18 protein-coding genes and 1 pseudogene are annotated in these 22536 nt (G+C 71.5%); 6 read left to right on the top strand and 13 right to left on the bottom strand.

Annotated elements, in window-relative coordinates; genetic code table 11:
• Positions 1 to 221: 221 nt before the first annotated feature.
• The 5 genes from atzF to rpmG all read right to left on the bottom strand — a co-directional run bounded on the left by atzF (position 222) and on the right by rpmG (position 8573).
• Positions 222 to 1970: an allophanate hydrolase gene (gene atzF, locus ACIBEC_RS42860; protein WP_360501707.1), complete on the bottom strand. Its 1749-nt coding sequence runs from the start codon at positions 1968 to 1970 to the stop codon at positions 222 to 224.
• Positions 1967 to 5557, bottom strand: coding sequence for an urea carboxylase (uca, locus tag ACIBEC_RS42855; RefSeq protein ID WP_360501704.1), 3591 nt, complete (start codon positions 5555 to 5557; stop codon positions 1967 to 1969). Before uca ends, atzF begins: the two co-directional genes overlap by 4 nt.
• A gap of 75 nt (positions 5558 to 5632) precedes the next feature.
• Complete coding sequence (locus ACIBEC_RS42850) at positions 5633 to 7279, bottom strand: allantoin permease (RefSeq protein WP_360501701.1); 1647 nt, start codon at positions 7277 to 7279, stop codon at positions 5633 to 5635.
• Between the two features lie 145 nt (positions 7280 to 7424).
• Positions 7425 to 8159, bottom strand: coding sequence for a GntR family transcriptional regulator (locus ACIBEC_RS42845; RefSeq protein WP_360501699.1), 735 nt, complete (start codon positions 8157 to 8159; stop codon positions 7425 to 7427).
• Positions 8160 to 8408: 249 nt separating this feature from the next.
• Complete coding sequence (gene rpmG / locus ACIBEC_RS42840) at positions 8409 to 8573, bottom strand: 50S ribosomal protein L33 (protein ID WP_360501696.1); 165 nt, start codon at positions 8571 to 8573, stop codon at positions 8409 to 8411.
• A gap of 155 nt (positions 8574 to 8728) precedes the next feature.
• Between rpmG and rpmB the strand changes: the two genes are divergently transcribed.
• From rpmB to rpmF, 5 genes are read left to right on the top strand one after another with little or no spacing between them, the layout of a single operon-like run.
• Positions 8729 to 8965, top strand: a complete 237-nt coding sequence (gene rpmB / locus ACIBEC_RS42835; RefSeq protein WP_360501693.1) for a 50S ribosomal protein L28 — start codon at positions 8729 to 8731, stop codon at positions 8963 to 8965.
• Positions 8965 to 9270 (top strand): 30S ribosomal protein S14, encoded by a 306-nt coding sequence (gene rpsN / locus ACIBEC_RS42830; protein ID WP_360501691.1) that lies wholly within the window; start codon positions 8965 to 8967, stop codon positions 9268 to 9270. The genes rpmB and rpsN overlap by 1 nt, the downstream gene beginning before the upstream one ends.
• The gene (locus ACIBEC_RS42825; protein WP_360501689.1) at positions 9267 to 10439 is read left to right on the top strand and encodes a GTP-binding protein; all 1173 of its coding nucleotides are present in this window, start codon (positions 9267 to 9269) and stop codon (positions 10437 to 10439) included. Before rpsN ends, ACIBEC_RS42825 begins: the two co-directional genes overlap by 4 nt.
• Before the next feature lie 18 nt (positions 10440 to 10457).
• Positions 10458 to 10706 (top strand): 30S ribosomal protein S18, encoded by a 249-nt coding sequence (gene rpsR, locus ACIBEC_RS42820; RefSeq protein WP_360501686.1) that lies wholly within the window; start codon positions 10458 to 10460, stop codon positions 10704 to 10706.
• 11 nt (positions 10707 to 10717) lie between these two features.
• Positions 10718 to 10882: a 50S ribosomal protein L32 gene (gene rpmF, locus ACIBEC_RS42815; RefSeq protein ID WP_360501684.1), complete on the top strand. Its 165-nt coding sequence runs from the start codon at positions 10718 to 10720 to the stop codon at positions 10880 to 10882.
• Here the strand turns inward: rpmF and ACIBEC_RS42810 are convergent.
• Positions 10848 to 11429, bottom strand: a complete 582-nt coding sequence (locus tag ACIBEC_RS42810; protein WP_360501682.1) for an oxygenase MpaB family protein — start codon at positions 11427 to 11429, stop codon at positions 10848 to 10850. The genes rpmF and ACIBEC_RS42810 overlap by 35 nt on opposite strands.
• A 189-nt stretch (positions 11430 to 11618) precedes the next feature.
• Positions 11619 to 12812: a Gfo/Idh/MocA family oxidoreductase gene (locus ACIBEC_RS42805; protein ID WP_360501679.1), complete on the bottom strand. Its 1194-nt coding sequence runs from the start codon at positions 12810 to 12812 to the stop codon at positions 11619 to 11621.
• A gap of 106 nt (positions 12813 to 12918) precedes the next feature.
• Here ACIBEC_RS42805 and ACIBEC_RS42800 point away from each other — a divergent pair, with 106 nt between their 5' ends.
• Positions 12919 to 13779 (top strand): helix-turn-helix domain-containing protein, encoded by an 861-nt coding sequence (locus tag ACIBEC_RS42800; RefSeq protein WP_396290381.1) that lies wholly within the window; start codon positions 12919 to 12921, stop codon positions 13777 to 13779.
• 79 nt (positions 13780 to 13858) lie between these two features.
• Here ACIBEC_RS42800 and ACIBEC_RS42795 read toward each other — a convergent pair whose 3' ends face one another.
• The 6 genes and pseudogenes from ACIBEC_RS42795 to ACIBEC_RS42770 form a co-directional block, all read right to left on the bottom strand.
• Positions 13859 to 15511, bottom strand: coding sequence for a glycoside hydrolase family 27 protein (locus ACIBEC_RS42795; protein ID WP_396290379.1), 1653 nt, complete (start codon positions 15509 to 15511; stop codon positions 13859 to 13861).
• Positions 15512 to 15580: 69 nt separating this feature from the next.
• Positions 15581 to 17326: a cellulase family glycosylhydrolase gene (locus tag ACIBEC_RS42790; RefSeq protein WP_360501675.1), complete on the bottom strand. Its 1746-nt coding sequence runs from the start codon at positions 17324 to 17326 to the stop codon at positions 15581 to 15583.
• Between the two features lie 48 nt (positions 17327 to 17374).
• Positions 17375 to 18886: a glycoside hydrolase family 43 protein gene (locus ACIBEC_RS42785; protein WP_360501673.1), complete on the bottom strand. Its 1512-nt coding sequence runs from the start codon at positions 18884 to 18886 to the stop codon at positions 17375 to 17377.
• An 87-nt stretch (positions 18887 to 18973) separates the two neighbouring features.
• Positions 18974 to 19156 (bottom strand): annotated as a pseudogene (locus tag ACIBEC_RS42780) (cellulose binding domain-containing protein); the annotation flags it as partial.
• Positions 19157 to 19219: 63 nt separating this feature from the next.
• Positions 19220 to 21364 carry an alpha-galactosidase gene (locus ACIBEC_RS42775; protein ID WP_360501671.1) on the bottom strand — a complete coding sequence of 715 codons (2145 nt, stop codon included), beginning with the start codon at positions 21362 to 21364 and terminating at the stop codon, positions 19220 to 19222.
• A gap of 56 nt (positions 21365 to 21420) precedes the next feature.
• Positions 21421 to 22458: a LacI family DNA-binding transcriptional regulator gene (locus ACIBEC_RS42770; RefSeq protein WP_360501668.1), complete on the bottom strand. Its 1038-nt coding sequence runs from the start codon at positions 22456 to 22458 to the stop codon at positions 21421 to 21423.
• Positions 22459 to 22536 lie beyond the last annotated feature (78 nt).

Raw genomic sequence — 22536 nt, 5'->3', positions numbered from 1 at the left:
CGGTCGCCCGATCGGCACGGCGCCTCTCACCACCTCCCCGGACGTCGGACAGGTCTCAGTTCCTGGCCGACGACCGGGGCGGTGCGCGCCGTGCCGCGCGACCAGGCACGGTCGACCGCTCGCACGGGTGACGTGTGGTCGGAGACCCGACGGCAACGCCGCATAGCCGCCAGGCCGGCACGCCTCGAGCTCAAATCGCTCCCGAGGCCGTCGGCCCGTGGTCAGATCGTGGCCAGGTAGGCGAGCCAGTCCCCGTGGTGGGTGATGTCGGTTCCCGAGGCCGCGGTGTGTGGGTCGCATTGGAAGCCCAGGACCCAGGAGCCGTCGTCGAGTCGGATGCGGCCGAGGGACATGGGGGCGGGCAGTTCGGCGAGGAAGTGGCCGAGGGCGGCCGGTGAGAGGGTCCAGCGTTCGCCGCTGATCGCGCCGCCGCTGTCGGGGCCGACGTGGATCACGCCCGGTTTGGGAGGTTCGGTGGCGAGGGCGGTCAGCCGGTAGGCGGCGGCGGTTCGTACGTCGCCGGTGTAGCGTGCGCCGAGCCTGGTGAGCTGGTGGTTGAGGGGCTGGCCGTGCCGGTGGGCACCGAAGACGGCGAGGTCGACTCCCGTGCCGGGGAGGGGAACCCGGGCCTGGCCGGCGGATTCGCCGCTCTCCTCGATGAGGCGGGCCTCGATGAGCCGGGCGGCGAGGTCGAGGCCGGTCTGGTCGTCGAAGGCTCGGGTGATGATGCTGATGCCGAAGAGGCTGCCGTCGGCCTTGCCGGCTGGAACGGCGACGGCGGCCAGGTCGAGCAGGTTGACGAAGTTGGTGTAGGTGCCGAGTCGCTTGTTGATGCCGACCGGGTCGGCTTGGACGGCGGCGATGGTGGGGTGCTCGGTTGTGGTGGGCAGGAGCAGGGCGTCGAAGCCGGCCAGCAGGCGGGCGGTGGCCGCCCTGAAGTGGTCGAGGCGTTCCTGGTCGGCGGCGAGGGCGTGGGCGGGCAGGGCGGCCGCGGCGAGGATGATGCCGGCGACGATGGGGTCTGCGGCTTCGGGGTCGCGGGCGATGAACTCGCCGACGGCGGCGTAGCGTTCGGCGACCAGGGCGCCGTCGTAGAGCAGCCGGGCGGCCTCCAGCAGCGGCGATACGTCGGTGACGACTGTTTCGGCGCCGGTTTCCCGGAGCTGTCCGGCAGCCGTGTGGAAGGCGGCTCGGGCTTCGTCGGAGAGGGGCGCGAGGTCCTCGTCGCGGGGGAGGGCGATGCGGGGCCGTTGCGGTGCTGCCAGCCGTACGGCGTCGGGCCAGGTTCGGCTGCGCGGGTCGGCGGCGTCGGGACCGATCATGACGGTCAGCGCCTGTCGGGCCTCGGTGAGGGTGCGGGCGAAGACGGTGACGGAGTCGTAGGGACGGGCGGCGGGGACGACGCCGGTGTTGGGGATCAGGCCGAGGGTGGGTTTGATGCCGACGATGTTGTTGAACGCGGCCGGTACCCGGCCCGAGCCGGCCGTGTCCGTGCCCAGTGCGAAGTCCGCGATGCCCAGGGCCACGGCGACGGCGGAGCCCGAGCTGGAGCCGCCGGAGATCTTCTCCGGATGGCCCGCGCTGCGGACGGCTCCGTGCGGGCTGCGGGTGCCGACGAGGCCGGTGGCGAACTGGTCCATGTTCGTCTTGCCGAGCACGAGCGCGCCGGCGTCCGTCAGCCGTTGTACGGCCGTGGCCGAGACCTGCGGACGGTAGGCGTAGGCGGGGCAGGCGGCGGTGGTGGGCAGGCCGGCGACGTCGATGTTGTCCTTGACGGCGAAGAGACGACCGGCCAGTGGCATGACTTCTCCGTCCGCGACGCGGGCGTCGACGGTGCGGGCTTCGGCCAGGATGTCCTCGTAGCGGCGCAGGGCGATCCAGATCTCGGGTCGTTCGGCCTTGTCGATGCGCTCGTAGGCGGCGGCGAGCCGCTCCTCGGCTGTCACGGGGCCGGTGGGGGACTGGTTCACGCTGCTTCCTCTCGGAGGATGACGGCCAACGGGGTGCCGGCGTCGATCTGCTGGCCGGGGGAGACGAGGACGTCGGCGACGACGCCGTCGGCCGGGGCGCGGACGACGACCTCCATCTTCATGGCCTCCAGGACGACGAGCGGCTGTCCGGCCTCGACTCGGGTACCGGGTGCGGCGGCCACCTTCCACACGCTGGAGCTGAGCGGGGCGTCGACCAGGCTGCCGCCGGGAGGCAGGGAGACGGGCCCGGCGGACGCCACGGGGGCGGCCTCGGCCCGTTCGGTGAGTTCGCCCGCTGCTTCCCACGCCTGCCGTTCGGCGGCGAAGGCCGCGGCCTGGCGGGTGCGGAAGGCGGTGATGCTGTCGGCGTTCCGGTGCAGGAAGTGTTCGTGGTCGCTGAGGGAGAACGTGCCGGGCCTGATGTCGAGTTGTCCCCGTCCGGAAGCCAGGTCGGCCCGGATGTCGAGGAGTTCGGCGGGGGAGACGGGGTGCCAGACGATCCGGTCGAAGAAGCGCAGCAGCCAGGGGATGCCGTCCGAGAAGGAACGGCCGGGGCGCAGGCCGCCCCAGATGGGGACCGTGCGGCCGATGAGCTGGTACCCGCCGGGGCTCTCCATGCCGTAGACGCAGAGGTAGGAGCCGCCGATGCCGACGCCTGCCTCGGCGGTCCAGGTGCGCGCCGGGTTGTACTTGGTGGTGACCAGGCGGTGGCGGGGATCGAGCGGGGTGGCGGCGGGGGCGCCCAGGTAGACGTCGCCGAGGCCGAGGACGAGGTACTGGGCGTCGAAGACGATCCGGCGGACGTCGTCGACCGAGTCCAGACCGTTGACACGGCGGATGAACTCGATGTTGGACGGGTTCCAGGGGGCGTCGTCGCGCACCGAGGTGAGGTAGCGGGAGATGGCCTCGTCCACGGTCGGGTCGTCCCACGACAGGGGGAGGTGGACCTCCCGGCTGGGCACGGCCAGCTCCTCGGCGGCGGGGAGCTGGTCCTCGGCCTCCTGGAGCGCGCCGAGCAGGGTGCGCAGCGGGAGCGTGTCGGGGTCGGTGTGCAGGTGAAGGGAGCGGACGCCGGGGGTGATGTCGACGAGGCCGGCGGGGCGGTGGGCGGCGAGGTGCCGGGCCAGGGCGTGCACCCGCATCCGCAGGGCCAGGTCGAGGGTCATCGGACCGTATTCGACGAGGATGTTGTCGTCCGCGCCGCGCCGGTAGACGACCTCGGGGGTGGTGTCGGTGGCGGGCCGCCGGGCGAGAACACCGTGGTCGGGGTCCGGACCCTCGGTGGGGAGGGTGAGCAGGGCCGGTGAGCGGCGCAGGTCGTCCGCGCGGGCTTCCGTGACGGGGATGAAGCGCACGGTGTCACCGGGGCGCAGCTGGCCCGACTTCCAGCGTTCGGCGGCGACGACGGTGACCGGGCAGGCGAAGCCGCCGAGGCTGGGGCCGTCGGGGCCCAGGATCGCGGGGGTGTCCCCGGTGAGGTTGACGGCGCCGACGGAGTAAGCGGTGTCATGGATGTTGGAGGGGTGCAGCCCGGCCTCGCCGCCGTCGGGGCGGGCCCATTCGGGCCGGGGGCCCACGAGTCGTACGCCGGTGCGGGCGGACTGGGCGGAGACCTTCCACTCGGCCGAGTACATCGTTTCCAGGCCGCGCGGGGTGAGGAAGTCGGGGGCGGGGTGCGGGCCCTCGCTGACCGCGATCCGCCAGTGGGTGGTGAAGTGCGGGCGGTCGGTGGACGGTACGGAGGTCGGTGCCGGCGATCCGGGGGCGGGTGCGAGGGGACGGAGGACGTCGCCGGTGCGCAGGGCGCGTCCGGCGTGGCCGCCGAAGCCGCCGAGGGTGAAGGTGGCGGTGCTGCCGAGGTAGGCGGGCAGGTCGAGGCCACCTCGGACGAGGACGTAGGTGCGCATGCCCGGGCCCTTGGGGGTGCCGATCTCCAGCAGGGCTCCGGCGGGCAGGTCGAAGGGCTTCCACTGGGCGGCGGGTGTGCCGTCGACCGTGACGTGGGCCGGGGCGCCGGTGACGCAGACGACCGCCGGGCGCGAGAAGCGCAGGGCCGGACCCTCCAGGGTGCACTCCAGGCCGGGGGCACCCTCGGGGTTGCCGACGGCGGTGTTGCCCAGGCGGAAGGAGAGGTCGTCCATCGGGCCGCCGGGCGGGATGCCGACCTCCCAGTAGCCGGTGCGGCCGGGCCAGTCCTGGACGGTGGTCAGGGTGCCGCCGCGTACGACGTCGATGCGGGGGCGCGGGTCGGTGACGGAGGTGAGGGTGCTCGTGGTGTGCCGGGCGGCCGTGACCTCTTCCGTGCGGCAGGCGGCGCGCAGCAGGCCGAGGTTGGTCTCCACGCCGTCGATCCGGGTCTCTTCCAGCGCCTCGGCCAGGTTGGCGAACGCCTCGTCGCGGTCGCGGCCGGTGGCGATGATCTTGGCGAGCATCGGGTCGTAGGCGGTGGAGATCTCCTGGCCGGTCTCGGCCCAGCCGTCCACCCTTACGCCGCTGGGGAGTTGGACGCGGGTGAGCAGGCCGGCGCTCGGGCGGTGGTCCTGGCCCGGGTCCTCGGCGTAGACGCGCGCCTCGACGGCGTGCCCGCGCGTGGGCGGGCCGTCGGGACCGATGCCGTCGAGGACGTCCTGGTCGCCGCGGGCCAGCCGCAGCATCCAGCTGACCAGGTCGACGCCGGTGATCTCCTCGGTGACCGGGTGCTCGACCTGAAGGCGGGTGTTGACCTCCAGGAAAGCGGCTTCCTCGCGTTCGGCGTCGTAGACGAACTCCACGGTGCCGGCGGAGCGGTAGCCGACCGTCTCGCACAGCTCCCGCGCGCTGCGGTGCAGTTCCTCGCGCAGCGCGGGTGGGAGGCCGGGGGCGGGGGCCTCCTCCAGGACCTTCTGGTGACGGCGCTGGAGGGAGCAGTCCCGGTCGCCGAGGCTGACGACCCGGCCGGTGCCGTCGCCGAAGACCTGCACCTCGACATGTCGGGCGCGGGAGACGTACCGCTCCAGGAAGACCCCGCCGTCGCCGAAGTTGCCCCGGGCGAGTCTGGTGACCTGGGCGTACGCCGAGCGCAGTTCGTCCGGACCGGTGCAGGCCCGCATGCCGATGCCGCCTCCGCCGCCGGTCGCTTTGAGCATCACCGGGTAGCCGATGTCCTCGGCGGCTCGCAGGGCCTCGGCCAGGTCCGGAAGGAGCCCGGTACCGGCCAGCAGAGGGACCCCGGCTGCCTCGGCCGCGGCGCGGGCGGTGTGCTTGGCGCCGAAGACCTCCAGTTGGCGGGGCGTCGGGCCGACGAAGGCCAGGCCCGCCACCTCCACGTCGGCGGCGAACGCGGCGTTCTCGGAGAGGAAGCCGTACCCGGGATGGATCGCCCCGGCGCCCGTCTCGCGGGCGGCGGCCAGGACCAGGTTCGCTCGCAGATAGCTCTCGGCGGCCGGCGCCGGGCCCAGGCGTACCGCTGTGTCGGCCATCCGCACGTGCGGTGCGGCGCGGTCCGCGTCGGAGTACACCGCCACGGTCCGCAGGCCGAGTGCGGACGCCGAGCGGATGATGCGGCAGGCTATCTCGCCGCGGTTGGCGACCAGAAGGGTGTCGAACACGATGTCAGCTCCTCAGAAGGCGGGCCGTGCCGCGGGAACTCGGCGAGGCTTCCCGCGGCACCGGCGACGAAGGGGTCATGCGGCGGGCAGGACGTGGTCGCCGACCTTGTCGGTGCTCAGGCACAGGGAGCAGATCGCCGCGTCGTGGGTGGCGCAGGCGGCCAGATCGGGTCGTTCGTAGGGCTGGCGGCAGACGTGGCAGTCGAGGGTGACCGCGCTGGGGTTGCCGTCGGTGTCCAGAAGCGGCTCGTCGATGCCGTCGTCGGTGCGGCGCAGGTAGTACTTGCCCTTGGTGACGACGGCCATCAGGGGCGTGAGGACGAAGGCGATGACGGCGGCGGCGACGGGGGAGTAGGGCTGGAGGGTGTCGCCGAGCGCGTGGAAGTACATGCCGATGGACAGGCCCGAGGCCGCGACGAAGGCGACCACGCCGACCGGGTTGACTGCGTGCAGCATGCCCCGGCGGAATTCCGGCTGGAGCGGGGAGATCTTGAGCAGGTACTTGTTGATGCCGATGTCGGTGGCCACGGTGACGACCCAGGCGATGGCGCAGTTCGAGTAGAAGCCCAGGATGCTGTTGAGGAAGCTGAACATGTCGGCTTCCATCAGGGCGAGCGCGAAGCCGAGGTTGACCAGGACGAAGACCATGCGGCCCGGGTAGTGCCTGGTGACTCGGGTGAAGGAGTTCGTCCAGGCGAGGGAGCCGGAGTAGGCGTTCGTCACGTTGATCTTGATCTGGCTGATGACGACCAGGGCGAGGGCGAGCGGGACCACCATCCAGGACGGCATCATCGCGTCGAACGCGCCGCGGAACTGCTGGATCGGCTCGGTCGCGACGGACGGTCCGACCTTGGCGAGGATGTAGACGGCGAGGAAGACGCCGATGGCCTGCTTCAGTGCGCCGAGCACGACCCAGCCCGGACCGGCCATGACCACGGCGGTCCACCACGTGCGCTTGTTGGCCTCGGTCTTGGGCGGCATGAAGCGCAGGTAGTCGATCTGCTCGCCGATCTGCGCGATGAGGGACAGGCACACGCCCGCGCCGAGCAGCACCGACGCGGTGTCGATGCCGCCGCCGTCGCCGTCCGTACCGGCGTAGCCGAGGAAGCGGTCGACCGTGCCGGGGTCCTGGGCGATCAGGTAGACGAGCGGGGCGACCATCAGCAGCAACCAGACCGGGGTGGTCCACACCTGGAGCTTGCTGAGCGCCTTCATGCCGTAGATCACCAGGGGGAACACGATCAGCGTGGAGACCAGGTAGCCCAGCCACAGGGGGAGTTGGAGGCCCAGCTTCAGCCCCTGGGCCATGATCGAGCCTTCGAGGGCGAAGAAGATGAAGGTGAAGCTGGCGAAGATGACGCTGGTGAGGACCGAGCCGTAGTAGCCGAAGCCGGAGCCGCGGGTGATGAGGTCGAGGTCGATGTTGTAGCGGGCGCCGTAGTAGGCGAGGGGGATGCCGGTGACGAAAATGACTGCGGCCGCGACGGCGATCGCAACCAGCGCGTTGCCGGTGCCGTGGGCGAGGCCGATGCCGGCGCCAATCGAGAAGTCGGCCATGTAGGCGATGCCGCCGAGTGCCGTGGTGGCCACGACCATGGGGGTCCAGCGACGGTAGCTGCGGGGCGCGAAACGGAGGGTGTAGTCCTCCAGCGTCTCCTTGGTCGCCTGGCTCGTCGGGGAGTGCGGTGTTGTCACCGGCTGCGGTGACTCGGTGGCGGTCATGGCATGCCCTTCGGGGGTGCGGGCCGGTGGGGGAGGGAGGGAAGGAGAGCGGTGGGCACCTCGGATGGCGTCGTCGACAGCCGGGGAATCGGGGCCGGGCGTTACCCGCGGCGTCACCCGCGGGTTCGGGAGCGGCCGGCCTGCTTCAGAGACGGTCGGCGTGCAGGGCCATCTGCGTCATCGCGCGCTGGGCGCGTTGCAGCACCACGGACATCGAGTCGCCGACGTGGGCGTGCAGGGCCCGGTAGCCCTCGTCGAGCCGTCCGTCCCGGACGAACTCCATGATCTCGATGTGTTCCGTGATGGTCGTCTCCACCCGGTCCTGGGTGAGGAAGTCGTACATACGGACGCTGCGGATGCGCTCGCTGACCGTCACGAGGGCGTCGGTCAGCGCGGGATTGCCCGCAGCGCGGGAGAGTTCCGCATGGAAGCGCTCGTCCTGGACGACGAAGCGCGGGTCACGCTCGGGTGGGTTCTCGCGCAGGGCGTACCAGCGTTCCAACTCGGCCGCGATGACAGCCGGGTCGTGCCGGACCGAGGGGTCCTCGATCACCCGGGCGATGCCGCGCAGTTCCAGGGTGACCCGGAGTTCGTAGAAGTCCTTCAGCTGGGTCAGGTTGGGGATCGTGACGTAGAAGCCGCCGTCACCACGCTCGATCAGACCGTCCGCCAGCAGCCTTGCCAGCGCCTCGCGTACGGGGGTCCGCGACACCCCGAACCGTACGGCCAGCCGCGTCTCGGCCAGCCGCTCGCGCGGACCGAACTCGCCGTCCAGCACGGCCGTGCGCAACTGCGCGTAGGCCGCTTCGCGGAGTGAGGGCGGGGGCACCGGACCCGGATCCAGGATCGTGTCCGGCTGCGTATACAGCTTCGAATCCATGAGTGGATACGCTAGAAACCGCTTGTTTCCCGGAGCGTCCACACGTCGTGAACGCATCGTTTCCAAGATCTCACCGCGGGCCGCAGGCGGATTGCTCCGAGGCTGCGAGAACTCGCGGAGGCGGGGTGGGGTGGGGCTGCCGCCGGCCGATTCGGAATGCCGGCATCGACCAGCCCTGAGGAACGAGCCGAGGGGCTGACGCGCTGCCGCGTCAGCCCCTCGCCCCTGACGGTGGTGGTCTGGGCGTGGTCAGCGCTCTTCGCGGAAGTCGACGTGCCGCTTGGCGACGGGGTCGTACTTGCGCAGGACGAGGCGGTCGGGGTCGTTCCGGCGGTTCTTGCGGGTGACGTACGTGTAGCCGGTGCCGGCGGTGGAGCGGAGCTTGATGATCGGGCGCAGTTCGTTGCGGGCCATGGATGTCCCCTCGGTCGGCGTGGTGGTGGCCCCACTATAGCGAAATGAAATCCATTTTCATCTGGCGTAGTGTGGGGCGGGCATCCCGGGGCCGCACGCCGGTCCCGGGGCGTGACCTTCTGCCTGCCCGCACGATGAGCAACGGAGCCGTCACCATGTCCGCTCACTGCCAACTGACCGGCCGCGAGCCGTCCTTCGGCAACGCGATCTCGCACTCGCACCGGCGAACCCGCCGCCGCTTCGACCCCAACATCCAGCGCAAGCGTTACTGGCTGCCCAGCGAGGGCCGGCACGTCCGTCTCACGCTCAGCGCCAAGGGCCTGAAGACCGTCGACGTGATCGGTATCGAGGCCGCCGTCGCCCGCATCCGCGCCCGAGGGGGGAAAGTCTGATGGCCAAACAGAGCAAGATCGCCAAGAACGAGCAGCGGCGTGCGGTCGTTGCCCGGTACGCCGAGCGCCGCGCCGAGTTGAAGCGCACCATCGCCCACCCGGCTGCCACCGCCGAGGAACGCGCCGCCGCCCAGCGGGAGCTGGGCCGCCAGCCGCGCGACGCCAGCGCCACCCGGATCCGCAACCGCGACGCCGTGGACGGCCGCCCCCGCGGCTACCAGCGCGCCTTCGGCCTCTCCCGGATCAACCTGCGCACCATGGCCCACGCCGGACACCTGCCGGGCGTGCGCAAGTCGAGCTGGTGAGCGCCGTGCTCGAACACCTCAGGCTCCCGGTCGTCGTGGTCGCCGGCCTGCACCGCGCCGAACGCCGCCGCGCCGTCCAGGAGCTGCTGGACGGCAGCGTCAACGGCGTCGTCCTCCACCACGACCTGCGCGACGCCTCGCGTCGTACGGTCCGTCGCGAACTCCGCGACGCCTCCGGCACCATCGCGACGGCGGACGTCCCGCTGAGCAACGACTGCGCCTGCTGCGCGCTGCGCGAGGACCTGCTGCCCGAGCTGCTGCGCCTGGCCGAGGACGGGCAGCACGGGCTGGCAGTCGTGGAGCTGTGGGGCGGCAGCGACCCCCACCCGGCGGTCGAGGTGATCGCGGGCGGCGAGGTGGACGGCCAGTCGGCGGAGGAGTTCATCGAACTGGCGGGCGTGGTGGTCGCGGTCGACCCGGACCGGCTGCTCGGCGAACTCTCCGTCCCCGACGATCTGGCCGAGCACGGCGAGCACACGTCGCCGGACGACACCCGCACTCGGGCCGAGGCGCTCGCCCACCAGATCGAGTACGCCACGACCATCGCGGTCGCCCGTGGTGGCGAGCCCGGCCTCGCGATGCTGCGCCAGCTGCACCCGACCGCCCGGCGGGTGCTGCTCGGCACCGGTGAACTGCTGCGTGCCGCGCTCGGCGGCTTCGACGTGGCAGCCGCCCGCGACCGCGTGGACCCGGCGCTCGCCCTGCTGCCGCAGCAGGCCGATGACGCGGGCGTGGCAACCCTGGTCTGGGAGCGCCGCCGCCCGCTGCACCCGGGCCGGCTGTACGAGGCGCTGGAGCTGCTCGTCCCGGCCGCCCAGCGCAGCCGTGGACGGTTCTGGCTGGCCAACCGGCCTGGGTCGATGCCGGCCTGGGACGCCGCCGGTGCGAACCTCGCGGTGGAGGAGTGCGGTCCGTGGCTGGCCGGACTTCCCGACGCCGCCTGGGAGTTCTACCCGCCGGCCCGCAGGGCCGCCGCCGCCCTCGACTGGCATCCCGCGCACGGCGACCGCGTCCAGCAACTCGTCTTCATCGCCGAGGGCTTGGACGTCGACGGGATCACCGAACTGCTCGACTCCTGCCTGCTCACCGACGCCGAACTGATGGCGGGGGAGGCCGGCTGGAAGGCCCTACCCGACGCCTTCGAGGACCTGCTCGAACCCGCGTCCTGACCAGAGAGAAGACTCGTAATGGCCAAGCGCCCCACCGGCGGACGTCCGGCCCGTCCACGTCCCAACCCGCTGTTCGAGGCGGGCATCACCTACATCGACTACAAGGACACCAACCTGCTGCGCAGGTTCGTCTCCGACCGCGGCAAGATCCGCAGCCGCCGGGTCACCCGGCTGACCGTCCAGCAGCAGCAGCAGCGGGCGATGGCGCGGGCGATCAAGAACGCCCGCGAGATGGCCCTGCTGCCCTACGCCTCGACCACCCGATAGGAGCAGGTCCCATGGCCGTACCCAAGCGCAAGACCTCCCGCAGCAACACCCGCCACCGCCGGTCGCAGTGGAAGGCTGCGGCCCCGCAGCTCGTCCCGATCGCCGTCGAGGGCCGTGAACACCTGGTGCCGCGCAACCTGGTCAAGGCCTACGAGCGAGGGCTGCTGAAGCCGTGAGACCAGGAGGAGCCGCAGTGCGAGCACTACGGCTCCTCCTGGAGGCGGTGATGGCGACGCCGGGGTGTTGAAGTAGCCGGTGTCGGAGCTCGGGAGGCGGTGCCGCAGCGGCGCTCGTCAGCCGCATGCCGCCTTGCCGCACGGCGTGCAGGTTCGATCTGACCAGTGCGCAGTGCACCCAGAGCAGCAGGTCGGGGGCGTCCAGCCGGTACTGCGCGCCGCTGTGCGGATCGTGGATGCGCAGGCGCTCGTGCACGGCGCGCACCCGGGCGTCGGCCTGCTCGGCCTGTGCCCGGGTGCCCCAGGTGGTCGCCACGATGAACGAACCCGTCCCCACCAGGCGGCCGAAGGGATCGTCCTCGAACGAGGAGTTCTGGGCTATGCCGAGAGCCGCGATCGGGTGCAGCGCCTGCAGGTGGAGGGCGCTGATCCCGCCGATCCACATCGCCGGGTCGGCGTGCAGGTGCCAGGTCACCGAGGACGGGCCGAACAGGCCCGCATCGGCCCGCTGCCGATCGCGGGGGCAGGGGAAGGTGTCGCTGCTCATACGGATGCCTTACCGAGTCCACGGGTCAGCCCGGTTCGTGGTCCGGCACCGGGCGGGGCCGCACGGGCGGCGGCCCCGTGAGCGGTACCGCGCACTCGGAGCAGCACGGCCGGCCGGTTCCCGGCATCGGTATCTCCCTTCCGTCGGACTGTCAGATGGTCTGTGACCGGACGGTGCAGTCAGGCGGTGTCACGCGGACCGGGGACCGTCTCCGTGGTCGGGAATGGGCAGGCGCGCTCCGGCTCGGAGGGCGGATTGGTGGGCGATGATGCCGGGGAGGGTGTAGCGGGCGGCGGTCCACGCGTGCAGCGGTGGAAGCGTTCGGGTCGTGACCGCGGTGGCGAAGTCGTCGGCGAGGAAGTGATGACTGCCCTCGTGGCCGTTGGGTGCGTGGGCGAACTCACGCGGGAGGCGGGAGCGATCGTGCACCGGCGCGGTGCCGGAGGCGAAGGCGCCGCGTAGTTCCGGGGCGAGGTGGGCGAGTGCCGGGTCGTCCGGTGCGAGGGTGGGTGCGGGGTCCAGGTGCGCGGTGACGTCGTGCTCGCCCTTCTTGTCCTGCCACAGGCTGACCGAGCCGAGTTGTTCGAAGACCGCTTCTGTGCCGAAGTAGCGGAAACGCGACTCCTTGCCGATGTATCCGACCCTGCGGAACTCGTTCGTGCGGAAGCTTCCGCCGCCCGCGGCTTCGAACAGTGCGGTCGCGTTGGAGAAGTCGTTGTCGAACTGGCTGATCTCGCGGTCGAACACGCCGTCGCCGCGCTCGTCCGGAACGCCGATCGCCGAGACGCTGACGGCGTGGGTCTGCCAGGCGCCGAGGACGCCGCCGATCGAGTGGGTGGGGTAGAGCAGTGGCGGGTAGCTGGCGGTGGCCTTCCAGTTCGCACCGCCGCTGTACTTGTAGGCGTCGTAGAAGCCCCAGTCCATGTCGTGGACGTAGTCGCCCTCCGCGTAGAAGATCCGGCCGAACGCTCCCGAGGCGATCCGGGCGCGCGCGTAGACGGTCGCCGGGTGGTAGTAGCTCGTCTCGCCCATCATGTAGATCCGGCCGGTCTGCTCGACCGCGGCGATGATGTCCGCGATCTCGGCCTCGGTCACCGCCATGGGGACCGCGCTGTAGACGTCCTTGCCCGCGCGCAGTGCCTGGACCGCGAGTGGGCCGTGTGTCCAGCGCTGGGTGAAGAGTGCGACGGCGTCGAGATCGGAGTCGAGCATGTCCTCGAACGAGGGGAGCGTGCCGGCGAGGTCGTATTCGGCGAAGAGATGCTCGGCGCGCTCCGGGAGGAGGTCGGTGACCTTGATGTCACCGACGTTCGGGTGCAGGCGCCAGAGTTTGGCGAACGAGCCGGCGAACTGGCCGGCGCCGACGATGCCGAGTGAGAACACGTGAGATCTCCATCAGGAACGCAGGGGTGGGCGTGCGGTGTCGCCGGATGCACGACGGTGCGAAGCATCGGCGCTGCTCCACGACGATAGGATCCGAGCAACTGCGATGTCTGCACCGTTTCGAAGCGAGAACTTCTTGGATCCTCAGGGTGCCCTGGTCGACGAACCGTCGCACCTGCGCGGCTGGTCCGGACGCCCGCTGCTGATGTCGGCAGCGCACCGGCACGACGACCTCGAGATCAACTTCGTGGCCGGCGGCGGGCCGATGCTCTACCTCTACGGCGGCGAACTCCTCGAAGTGGCGGCGGGTGGCCTCGCCGTGTTCTGGGCCGCGATCCCGCACCAGCTGGTGGCGAGCCGGGCGACCAGCGTCCACTGGCTGCACGTGCCCTTCGACCGGTTCCTGGCCTGGGGGCTGCCGCAGTCGCTCCTCGCCCGGGTGCTCTCGGGCGTGCCGGTGATCGCTCCCCCGGCCCGTGCCGATGAGAGCGACCCGGCGAAGTTCACCCAGTGGGCCGCGGATCTGGCCGCGGGCGACGACGAGCTGCACCGCATCGCGATGCTGGAGATCCAGGCGCGCGTGCGGCGCCTGGCGCTCGCCGCGGGCGGTGACCCGGTACACCGCTACGCGGGTGACGATCCGGCTCTGCGCCAGGCGGTGTCCATGGCGCGCCACATCGCCCGCCACTTCCGGGAGCCGATCACTGTCGGGGACGTCGCCGCGGCGGTGAACGTCCACCCGACCTACGCCATGACCCAGTTCCGCAAGGTCGTGCGCACCACGATCGGCGAGTACGTGAAGCTGTACCGGCTCGCCGAAGCGCGCCGGTTGCTGCTGACCACCGACCTCCCAGCGAGCCAGGTGGCCGCAGCCGCCGGCTTCGGCTCGGTCAGCCGTTTCTACCGGGTCTTCACCGACGAGTGCGGAACCACCCCGGCGCGGTTCCGGCGCGGACGAGGAATCTGACACTGCCTCATCCGGCTCCACCGCCGCCGGGGCGCCCCGTCAGGACGCCGGTTCCTCGACGAACCGGCAGGGGTGCGGGCTACGGGAGCGTGGCCCACTTCTGGTTGTTCTGACCGGTGCAGGTCCACAGGATCACAGGCGTCCCGTCGACGGTTCCGGCGTGGTCGGCGTCCAGGCACAGCCCGGCGTGGACGTTGCGGATCGACCCGTCGGTCTGCACGGTCCACTTCTGGTTGTCCTGACCGTTGCAGGGCCAGATGACGACCTTCGTGCCGTCGGTGGTGCCCTGGTTGGAGGCGTCCAGGCACTTGTCGCCGTAGACGCGGATCTCGCCGCCGGCCCACGTGGTCCACAGTTGGTTGGCGGCGGTGTGGCAGTCCCAGATCAGCGCCGTCGTCCCGGCCGTCGTGGCGGCGCGGTCCACGTCCAGGCAGCGGCCGGACCCGGTTCCGCGCAGGCGGGCGGTGGTGGAGGCCAGCGGGCTGCCGCCGGTCATCTTGAACACGGCGACACCGTGCGCCGGGACGCTCGCCGAGATCTGGCCGGACGTGCTCGACGTGTCGCCGGTCCACAGGTCGGTGAGCGTGAACGGCCCTCCGGTGAGGCCGACCTGCGCGGCCGTGGCGGTGACGGTCGCGGTGCCGGTGCCCCGGTTGAACAGGCCCACGGCGACCGAACCGTCGGACAGGGGCTTGGCGAACACCTCGAGGTCGCCGTCGTCGCGCACCCGGCGGCCGCCCGCGCCGAGCGCGTCCTGATTCACCGTCAGCAGGCGGGGGTTGCGAAGGATCGCGCTCACGTCGCCGGACATGGTCCGGATGTCGTTGCCCGCTATGAGGGGCGCCGAGAGCAGCGACCAGAGGGCGAAGTGGGAACGGGACTCGGTCAGCGACAGACCGGGGCGGCCGACCACGAGCATGTCGGCGTCGTTCCAGTGGCCAGGGCCCGACTGAGCGGCCAGCGGCGCGTCGATGTCAAGGACGTTGCCCACGCCCATCGGGTAGTTGTTGGTGTTGCCGTTCTGCCAGATGTCCAGCAGGTCCTCGGTCGTCCGCCACAGGTCCGCGACCTGACCCCAGTTGTACGAGGAGCCGGTGATGGCGTGCAGGCTGTTGGGGTTGATGCTGTAGACGATGGGACGGCCGGTGGCGCGGAGGGCGTCGCGCATGAGCGTGAACTGCGCGACCTGCTCATCCAACGTGCCACTGGAGGAGCACCAGTCGTACTTGAGGTAGTCCACGCCCCACGAGGCGAACGTGGTGGCGTCCTGGGCCTCGTGGCCCTTGCTGCCGGTGGAGCCGGAGTAGGAACCCACGGCCTGTGCGCACGTGCGCTCGTTGGGCGCCTCGTAGAGGCCGAACTTCAGGCCCTTGCTGTGGATGTAGTCCCCGAGCGCCTTCATGCCGCTGGGGAACTTGGTCGGGCTGGCCCGGAGGTTGCCCGCGCCGTCACGCTGCGGGTCGAACCAGCAGTCGTCGACGACGACGTACTGGTAGCCGGCGGCCTTCATGCCGGAGGACACCATTGCGTCGGCGGCCTGGCGGATCTGTGACTCGTTGACACCGCACCCGAAGCTGTTCCAGCTGTTCCAGCCCAGCGGCGGGGTGAGCGCAGGGCTGCCCGGTGCGGCCTGGGCGGTCGCGCCGGTGGATGCGGTGACGCACGCGGTGAGCATCAGTACGGTGGTTGCGAGAAGACGCAGCCGCCGTCCGTGGGACCGTAGGGAGAACATGGAGGGCTCATCTCGGGAAGGCGCCCGGCCGCAGGCGGGGACCGGCAGCCGGGCGGGCGGGGGGGCTGGTCAGGAGGCGGTGCCGGTCACCGTGTTGCCGGACTTGGTCACGTGGTAGGTGACGGTGGCGCCGGTCCAGTAGCGGAAGGTGAGCGTCACCGGGGCGTCGTCCTTGAGCGACTTGAGGAAGTCGGCCTTGACGGTGGTGGTGTCGGCGCCGTAGTCGGCGCGGTAGTTGTCGAACGACTGGTAGGTGGTCCAGGAGGCCGGGCCGGCGGCGGTGCCGTCGGCATACGTGGACTCCACGTTGGCCAGCAGGGAACCGTTGAACCGGGTCGGGATGGTAAGCCCGTCGGCGGTTCCGATGGCGTCGGACAGCACGGGCTGGTGGTACGAGCGCACGAAGAGCTTCCACGGCACGCCGTCGGAGTACCGGACCTCGAGGGTGGCGTTGACCCCGGTGGCGCGGTTGCCGGCCAGCCGGGTGAGGGCGGTCGCCGTCAGCGTGAGCTGGTCGCCGTTGAGGGTGTAGTCGCGGGACGGGATCAGCGGGGTGTTGCCCTGCCACACCCCGGTGAACCACTGTCCGTTGGGGTTCAGGGTGATGGTCCGGGCGGTGAGGGGGCCGGAGTTCGGCAGGAAGAGGTTGTCGGTGGAGGCGGTGCCCGAGCGGGTCCGCCAGGAGGTCTGGATCAGGGCCTTCATCTCGGGGACCTGCCACTGCATGGTGGAGCGGTTCAGGAAGTCGTTGGAGGCGTCCCAGACGGCGGAGGTCATGCCGTTGACCCGCGCCTCGTAGTTGACGTGCTCGAAGTACTTCAGCATCTCCCCGCGCTCGACCACGCCGGAGTAGGGGGAGGTGAGCAGGCCGTACTCGCCGAGGTAGACGGGGACGCCCTTGGCGACGAAGGTGTCGTGCACCCGGGCGAAGCCGTCGTTCAGGTCGGCCTGGGCCGTGGCGTCGTAGGTCGTGCCGTTGGCGATGTTCACGCTGAACGGGTACCAGCTGTAGTAGTGCACGGTCGCCACCAGGTTGCGGTCGTGCAGCGAGTTCATCGTCGTCGACAGGTCGTCGAGCCAGTGCTGGGCGTTGTTGGTCTCCTCCGAGGGCAGGACCAGCAGGCGGTCCTTGTTCCGCCCCCCGGAGTTGCGGACGATGCGGTGGAAGGAGGTGTTGAGCTCGCGCAGGTACTGGGTCTTCTGGGCGTCGGTCGCGTTGGAGAACTGCGGCTCGTTGATGCTCTCCATGAGCAGCGCGCGCGGCTCGTCCTTGAAGACGGTGGCGATCTGCTGCCAGGTCGAGTCGAACCGGGCCATGACGTTGTCGTGGTCGGCGGACATGTTCGCGATCCACTGCCACGAGTCGTGGTGGACGTTGATCTCGACGTAGAGGCCGTCCGCCAGCGCCCAGTCGACCACCTGCTTGACCCGGGCCATCCACGTCGCGTCGATGGTGTACGGCGCGGTGGGGGACTGGTGGGGGTACCAGGTGACGGGGATGCGGACGCTGCGGAAGCCCTGCGCCTTGAGGCCGTCGAAGGTCGCCTTGGTGGTGAGCGGGTTGCCCCAGGAGGTCTCGTCGGGGAGGGCGTCGAAGGTGTTGCCGAGGTTCCAGCTGGGCTGCATCGCGGCGACCGCGGCCATCGGGTCGCTCGGGACCCAGGCCGCCCGGGCCCGGTCCTTGGCCGGCTCGGCCGGTGCGGCGACGGCCGTGCCGCCGGCGAGGCTGCCCGCGGTGACCAGCGCCACCACGAGACAGGCCGTGCGGTGGAGTCGGCGGTTGCGCGGGCGTGCGGTCTGCTGTGCGTCGTTCACGGGTGTCCCTTTCGTGTGAAACGGGGGTGGGGGAGCCCTGACGGACGATCAGGGAAGTGGGAGGGGCTCGTAGTCGAACCAGTCGAAGCGGACGGTGCCGACCGCGGAGTACATGCCGATGACCCGGCCGGTGAAGCCGCCGGCCACTTCGGTGGACAGGTAGCGGCCGTCGAGGGTGGCGAGCACGGCGAAGCTGCCGTCCGGTTGCTCGACGCCGAAGGAGAGCAGATCGGGGCCGGTTCGCGAGCCCTGCGGCGGTGCCGGGGCGATCCCGAGGCCGAGGACCACCGGTCCTGCGGGCAGCGGCTTGGCGGCCACCTCGGTGCGCAGTGGGCCGATCCGGGCGAGGACGCGCACCTGGCCGTCGCCGGCCTCGATCTCGTAGTGGTGCTGCTCGTCCAGCCGCACGGCCAGCCCGCCGCGGCCGGCGGTCGCGTCGACCAGCGTGCGGACCCGGCAGGTCAGGTGCTGCTGGCGCCGGCCGACGAACACCAGGTCGGGTTCGTCCGGGGAGGCGCCGGCGGCGTGCAGGGTCAGCCAGCCGGACCGTTCCTTGGTGGTGCAGAGCTCGGCGCGGCGCTCCCGCACCGAGATCCAGCGCGGGTGCAGCTCGGCCTGGTCGAAGTCGTCCCGGACCGCAACGCTGGGCGCGGGCTGGAGCGGCCATGCGGGCGCGGGCATCTCCGACGAGAGCGCGCCGACCACGGGCCAGCCGTCGACCCAGCTCACCGGTGCGAGGAAGGTCTCGCGGCCGAGCACGTGCCAGCCCGGTGTGCCGCCGCCCGGCCGCACGGCGAGCAGCACCATCCACCAGGAGCCGTCGGGGGCCTGCACCAGGTCGGCGTGGCCGGTGTTCTGGATCGGGTGGCTGGTGCCGCGGTGGGTCAGGATCGGGTTGGCCGGGCACGGCTCGAAGGGACCTGAGGGGGAGTCGGCGCGGGCGATGGCGACGCTGTGGCCGCGTTCGGTGCCGCCCTCGGAGATCATCAGGTACCAGTACTCGCCGATCCGGTACAGGTGCGGCGCCTCGGGGGCCAGTGCACCGGGGGTGCCGGACCAGAGCTTGTGCGGCTCGCCGGAGGTCCTTCCGGTCGCCGGGTCGATCCGGACCTGGGAGACGCCGGCGACGGTGCACCAGCAGGTGCCGTCCTCGTCCCAGGCGAGGTCCGGGTCGATGCCGGGGACATCTGGCAGCCGGAGCGGGTCGGACCAGGGGCCGGCCGGGTCGGTGGCGGTGAAGAGCATGTTGCCGCCGTCGCCGACGTTGGTGACGATCAGCCGGAAGCGGCCGTCGTGGTGGCGCAGGGTGGGGGCGAAGATACCGGCGGAGGAGGGCATGTCGCGGGGCAGGCGCAGCTGGCTCGGCCGGTCCAGGGCGTTGCCGATCTGGGTCCAGTTCACCAGGTCGCGGCTGTGGAAGACGGGGATGCCGGGGAAGTACTCGAAGCTGGAGCAGACGAGGTAGTAGTCGTCGCCGACCCGGCAGATGCTGGGATCGGGGTGGAACCCGGGGATCACGGGGTTGGTGACAGTGCTGTGCGCCTGGTGCTGACCTGACACGCGGTCAATTCCTTTCGTGGGGAAGATTCTTCGCGGGTGCGCGCCCCGGCTGTTCGGGGCGGCCGGGGCGCCACCGGTCATGCGGGCTCAGCCGATCGCGCAGGCGGCGCCGTTGAACCGGAAGGCGGAGGGATTGGCGTCACTGCCGGACCAGGTGGCCTTGAAGCCGAAGTGGACGCTGCCGCCCTGCGGGACGGCGGCGCCGTAGGACACGTTCGCGGCGTTGACGCTCGTGCCGCTCTGCGACACCGAGGCGTTCCAGCTGTCGGTGAGGCGGGTTTCGTACGGATCCGGACCGGCGCGGTGGGGCGCGCGCGATCGTCGGTCGCATCGTCAACTCCCTTCGGAAGCACTTTTGGTGAGGCGGAGTAGCACGGCGGACGGTGCCGTCGGCAGGGTCAGGGCGAGTTCGGCGGTGTTCGGGTGCCAGACCGCGGCGGCCCGGCTGGACGACGGGAAGAGCACCTCGACGCGGACGTCGGCCCCGGCCAGATGGGGAAGGTCGAGATCCCTGGCGGTCTCCTCGCCGGAGCGGCGCCAGGCGGTGACGTAGGTGGTGGCCGGGGTGTGCAGTGCCAGGGCGATCCACGGGTCCTCCCAGCCCGGGAGTCCGAGCGGCCAGGCGGGCAGCGCCTGCGGCAGGTCGGCGCGGATCGATTTGTGGACGGCTATCGCCTCGTCAACCAAGTCCCGTGCTTCTGTGGAGAGTTCGGTGATCCTGCCGGAGAGGTGGATGCGGCCGAGCAGTGCGTTGGCCATGGTGAGGGCGACTTCGTCGAGCGAGTCCCCGGGCTGCGGGTAGGCCCAGACCGCGCCCTGCTCGGGGGTGACGGCGGTGGGCGCGGAGGCCGCGATGGGGGCGTAGAGCAGCAGGTCCTGCTGGTCGCTGGTGGACTGCAGTTGGAGGCGGGAGAGCAGGGCGTGGTCCATCCGCATGCCGCCGGAGGCGCAGTTCTCCACCACCAGGTGCGGGTGCCGGTCCAGGATGCCGTCGAGCCAGTCGAGTTGCGCCCGGTTGTGGCCGAGCAGGCCGGCGGCCGGGGTCTCCCCGGGGTGGCCGCTGGTGCCGGAGCCCGGGTCGGTGTTGTGGTCGAGCTTGAGGTAGCCGACGCCCCACTCGCCGACCAGGCGGTCCACCACGCGGTCCAGGTGGGCTCGGGCGGCGGGGTGGCGCAGGTCCAGGTGGTACCGGCCGCCGCCCTCGGTGACGCGCTGCCCACCCCGGCGGAAGAACGCCCCGTCGGGCAGGGATCCGGCGACCGGGCTCGCCGCGCCGACCGCCTCCGGCTCCAGCCACAGGCCCGGGACCATGCCGCGTTCGCGGATCCGGTCCAGCACCTCGTGGATCCCGCGCGGCCCGGGGAACCGGGTGGCGGACGGCTCCCACGCGCCCACGGTGGTCCACCAGTTGTCGTCCTCGTCGGCGTACCAGCCGGCGTCGATCACGAAGTACTCGGCGCCGGCCTCGGCGGCGGCGTCGATCAGCGGCAGCAGCTTGGCGGTGGTGGGGTCGCCCATCAGGCAGTTCATGTAGTCGTTGAAGACGACCGGCAGGTCGCGGTGGTCGGTGTGCGGGCGGCGGGCCAGGCGGCGGTAGCGGGTCATGGTCGCGAATGCGGCGTCCAGGCCGGCATTCTGACTGTACGTCAGAGTCACTGGAACGGTGCGGAAGCCCTCCCCTGGCTCCAGCACCTGGCGCCAGCCGTGGTCCAGGTCGGTCGGCCCGAACAGTGCCGCGTACGCGGTGTCGTCGCGAACCCCGCACTCCCAGCGCCAGCCGCCGCCGTTGTGCTCGATCTGCCAGAGCCAGCCGCGCCCGGACCGACGGTCCGTCAGGCCGCCCATCGGCAGCCGGCCGCAGCTGGACCAGACACCCTGGCCGGCCACCACCTGGGTCACCCGGCCGGAGCGAAGGTGGTAGCGGCCGTGCGCCGCGGGCGAGGCCGTCCGCAGCGGCTCGCGCCGCCAGCGGCACTCGGCGAACCAGTCGTTGTCCGCCCACAGCAGGTCGGCGGTCTCCAGGTCGGCCGGATCCCCGTCGGTCAGGCAGCCCACCACCAGGGAGCTGACGGACTCCAGGTGCAGGGCGGCCGGGCCCTCGTTGCGCAGGGTGACCTCGGTGCGCAGTGCCGGTAGGCCGTCCGGCGACCGGTGGACCAGCTCCGCGGCCAGGCCGGTGACCGGGTCGTGGAGCTCCACGGTGAGCACGTGCCAGTCGCCCTCGCGGGTGGCGCGGTGGGACCGGTGGCGCAGCCGCGCCCCGATGCCGGTGTCGATGAGGTGCCGGCCCGACCAGTGGCGGCCCTGCCCCCCCGCGGTCACCTCCACCAGGGGCAGCGGCGCGCCGGGACGCGGAGCGCCGATGGGCCGGCAGGGTGGGCCGATGTGGACCAGGCGGGCGGTGCCGTCCTCGCCGAGGGCGATCTCCACGCTCAGGGCCTGGTGGCCCCAGCGGATCGTCTGGCGCTCTTCGGACATGGTGGTCTTCCTCGCGTGGGGAGGGGAGGGCATGCTGACGGCGTGTCAATGTGGCGTCATTGGCGTGGACCGCGCACCGGGGCCGGGCCGGTGCTCTCACGGACCACCAGCTCCGGTGGCGTCAGGACCAGTTCGTCCGCCGGCTCGGTGCCCGCTGCTACTGCGGCGATCCGGGCCAGGACCTGCTCCACGGCCACCCGGCCGAGCTCCTTCTTCGGGCCCGTCACGGAGGTGAGCCTGGGCGAGTGCTGCTCGGCCAGCTGCTCGGGGCAGATGGCGATCACCGACGCGTCCTCCGGAACGGTCCGCCCGCCGGCGCGCAGCAGGTTGAGCAGCGGGCCGATCGCGCCCTCGTTCTGCACCACGAAGCCGGTGGTGTCCGGGCGGTCCGCGAGGATCCGGGCCAGGGTGCCGGCGGTGCTCTCGTAGGTGCCCTCGCAGGGTCGGTGCAGGAAGCGCAGGCCGATCTGCTCGGCCCGGGAGCGGAAGCCGTTCAGGGTCCGCTCGGCGTAACCGGCGTGCCGCCGGTAGACGGCGCTGCCGTAGCCGATGAAGGCGATGTCGCGGTGGCCGAGGTCGGCCAGGTGGTCGGCGCACAAGGCGCCCGAGGCGGCGAAGTCGTGGTCGACGCAGGCCAGCCCGGACGGGTCGTCGGGCAGCCCGATGAGCGCGGCCGCGGTGCGCTGGGCGTGCAACACCGGGATACGGTCGTCGTCCAGCCGGATGTCCATCAGGATCACGCCGTCGGCCAGCCCGCTGGCGGCGACGCGCTGCACCCCTTCGGGGCCCTCGTCGTTGGTGAGCAGGAGCACGTCGTAGCCATGGTCCCGGGCCGCGACGGTGACCGCGATGGCGATCTCCATCATGGTCGGCACGTAGACCTCGGTGTGCAGTGGCACCACCAGGGCGATGATGTGCGAACGCTTGCCGGCCAGCGCCCGGGCGCCGGCGTTCGGGTGGTAGCCGAGGTCGGTGACGGCCCGTTCGATTCGCTGCCGGGTCTGTGTCGAGATCGAGCGCTTGCCGCTGAGCGCGTAGCTGACGGTGCTTGCCGAGACGCCGGCGTGCCTGGCCACGTCGGCGAGTGTCACCATCGGTCCTGCTCCTTCGGGTCGGGGTGGAGAGCGGTCCCGGTGCGTGCCGGGGCGGTGTGTGCCGGGACCGCTCCGTTC

The organism is Kitasatospora sp. NPDC051164, from assembly GCF_044455625.1.
Taxonomy (GTDB): Bacteria; Actinomycetota; Actinomycetes; order Streptomycetales; family Streptomycetaceae; genus Kitasatospora.
This window is presented reverse-complemented; position numbering and strand designations above follow the sequence as displayed.

Coding starts and splice junctions, on each gene's coding strand:
- ACIBEC_RS42770 (WP_360501668.1), bottom strand. CDS start 22,458: ATGGTGACACTCGCCGACGTGGCCAGGCACGCCGGCGTCTCGGCAAGC.
- ACIBEC_RS42850 (WP_360501701.1), bottom strand. CDS start 7,279: ATGACCGCCACCGAGTCACCGCAGCCGGTGACAACACCGCACTCCCCG.
- rpsR (WP_360501686.1), top strand. CDS start 10,458: ATGGCCAAGCGCCCCACCGGCGGACGTCCGGCCCGTCCACGTCCCAAC.
- rpmB (WP_360501693.1), top strand. CDS start 8,729: ATGTCCGCTCACTGCCAACTGACCGGCCGCGAGCCGTCCTTCGGCAAC.
- ACIBEC_RS42845 (WP_360501699.1), bottom strand. CDS start 8,159: ATGGATTCGAAGCTGTATACGCAGCCGGACACGATCCTGGATCCGGGT.
- rpmG (WP_360501696.1), bottom strand. CDS start 8,573: ATGGCCCGCAACGAACTGCGCCCGATCATCAAGCTCCGCTCCACCGCC.
- ACIBEC_RS42795 (WP_396290379.1), bottom strand. CDS start 15,511: ATGTTCTCCCTACGGTCCCACGGACGGCGGCTGCGTCTTCTCGCAACC.
- ACIBEC_RS42800 (WP_396290381.1), top strand. CDS start 12,919: ATGTCTGCACCGTTTCGAAGCGAGAACTTCTTGGATCCTCAGGGTGCC.
- ACIBEC_RS42775 (WP_360501671.1), bottom strand. CDS start 21,364: ATGTCCGAAGAGCGCCAGACGATCCGCTGGGGCCACCAGGCCCTGAGC.
- rpmF (WP_360501684.1), top strand. CDS start 10,718: ATGGCCGTACCCAAGCGCAAGACCTCCCGCAGCAACACCCGCCACCGC.
- ACIBEC_RS42810 (WP_360501682.1), bottom strand. CDS start 11,429: ATGAGCAGCGACACCTTCCCCTGCCCCCGCGATCGGCAGCGGGCCGAT.
- rpsN (WP_360501691.1), top strand. CDS start 8,965: ATGGCCAAACAGAGCAAGATCGCCAAGAACGAGCAGCGGCGTGCGGTC.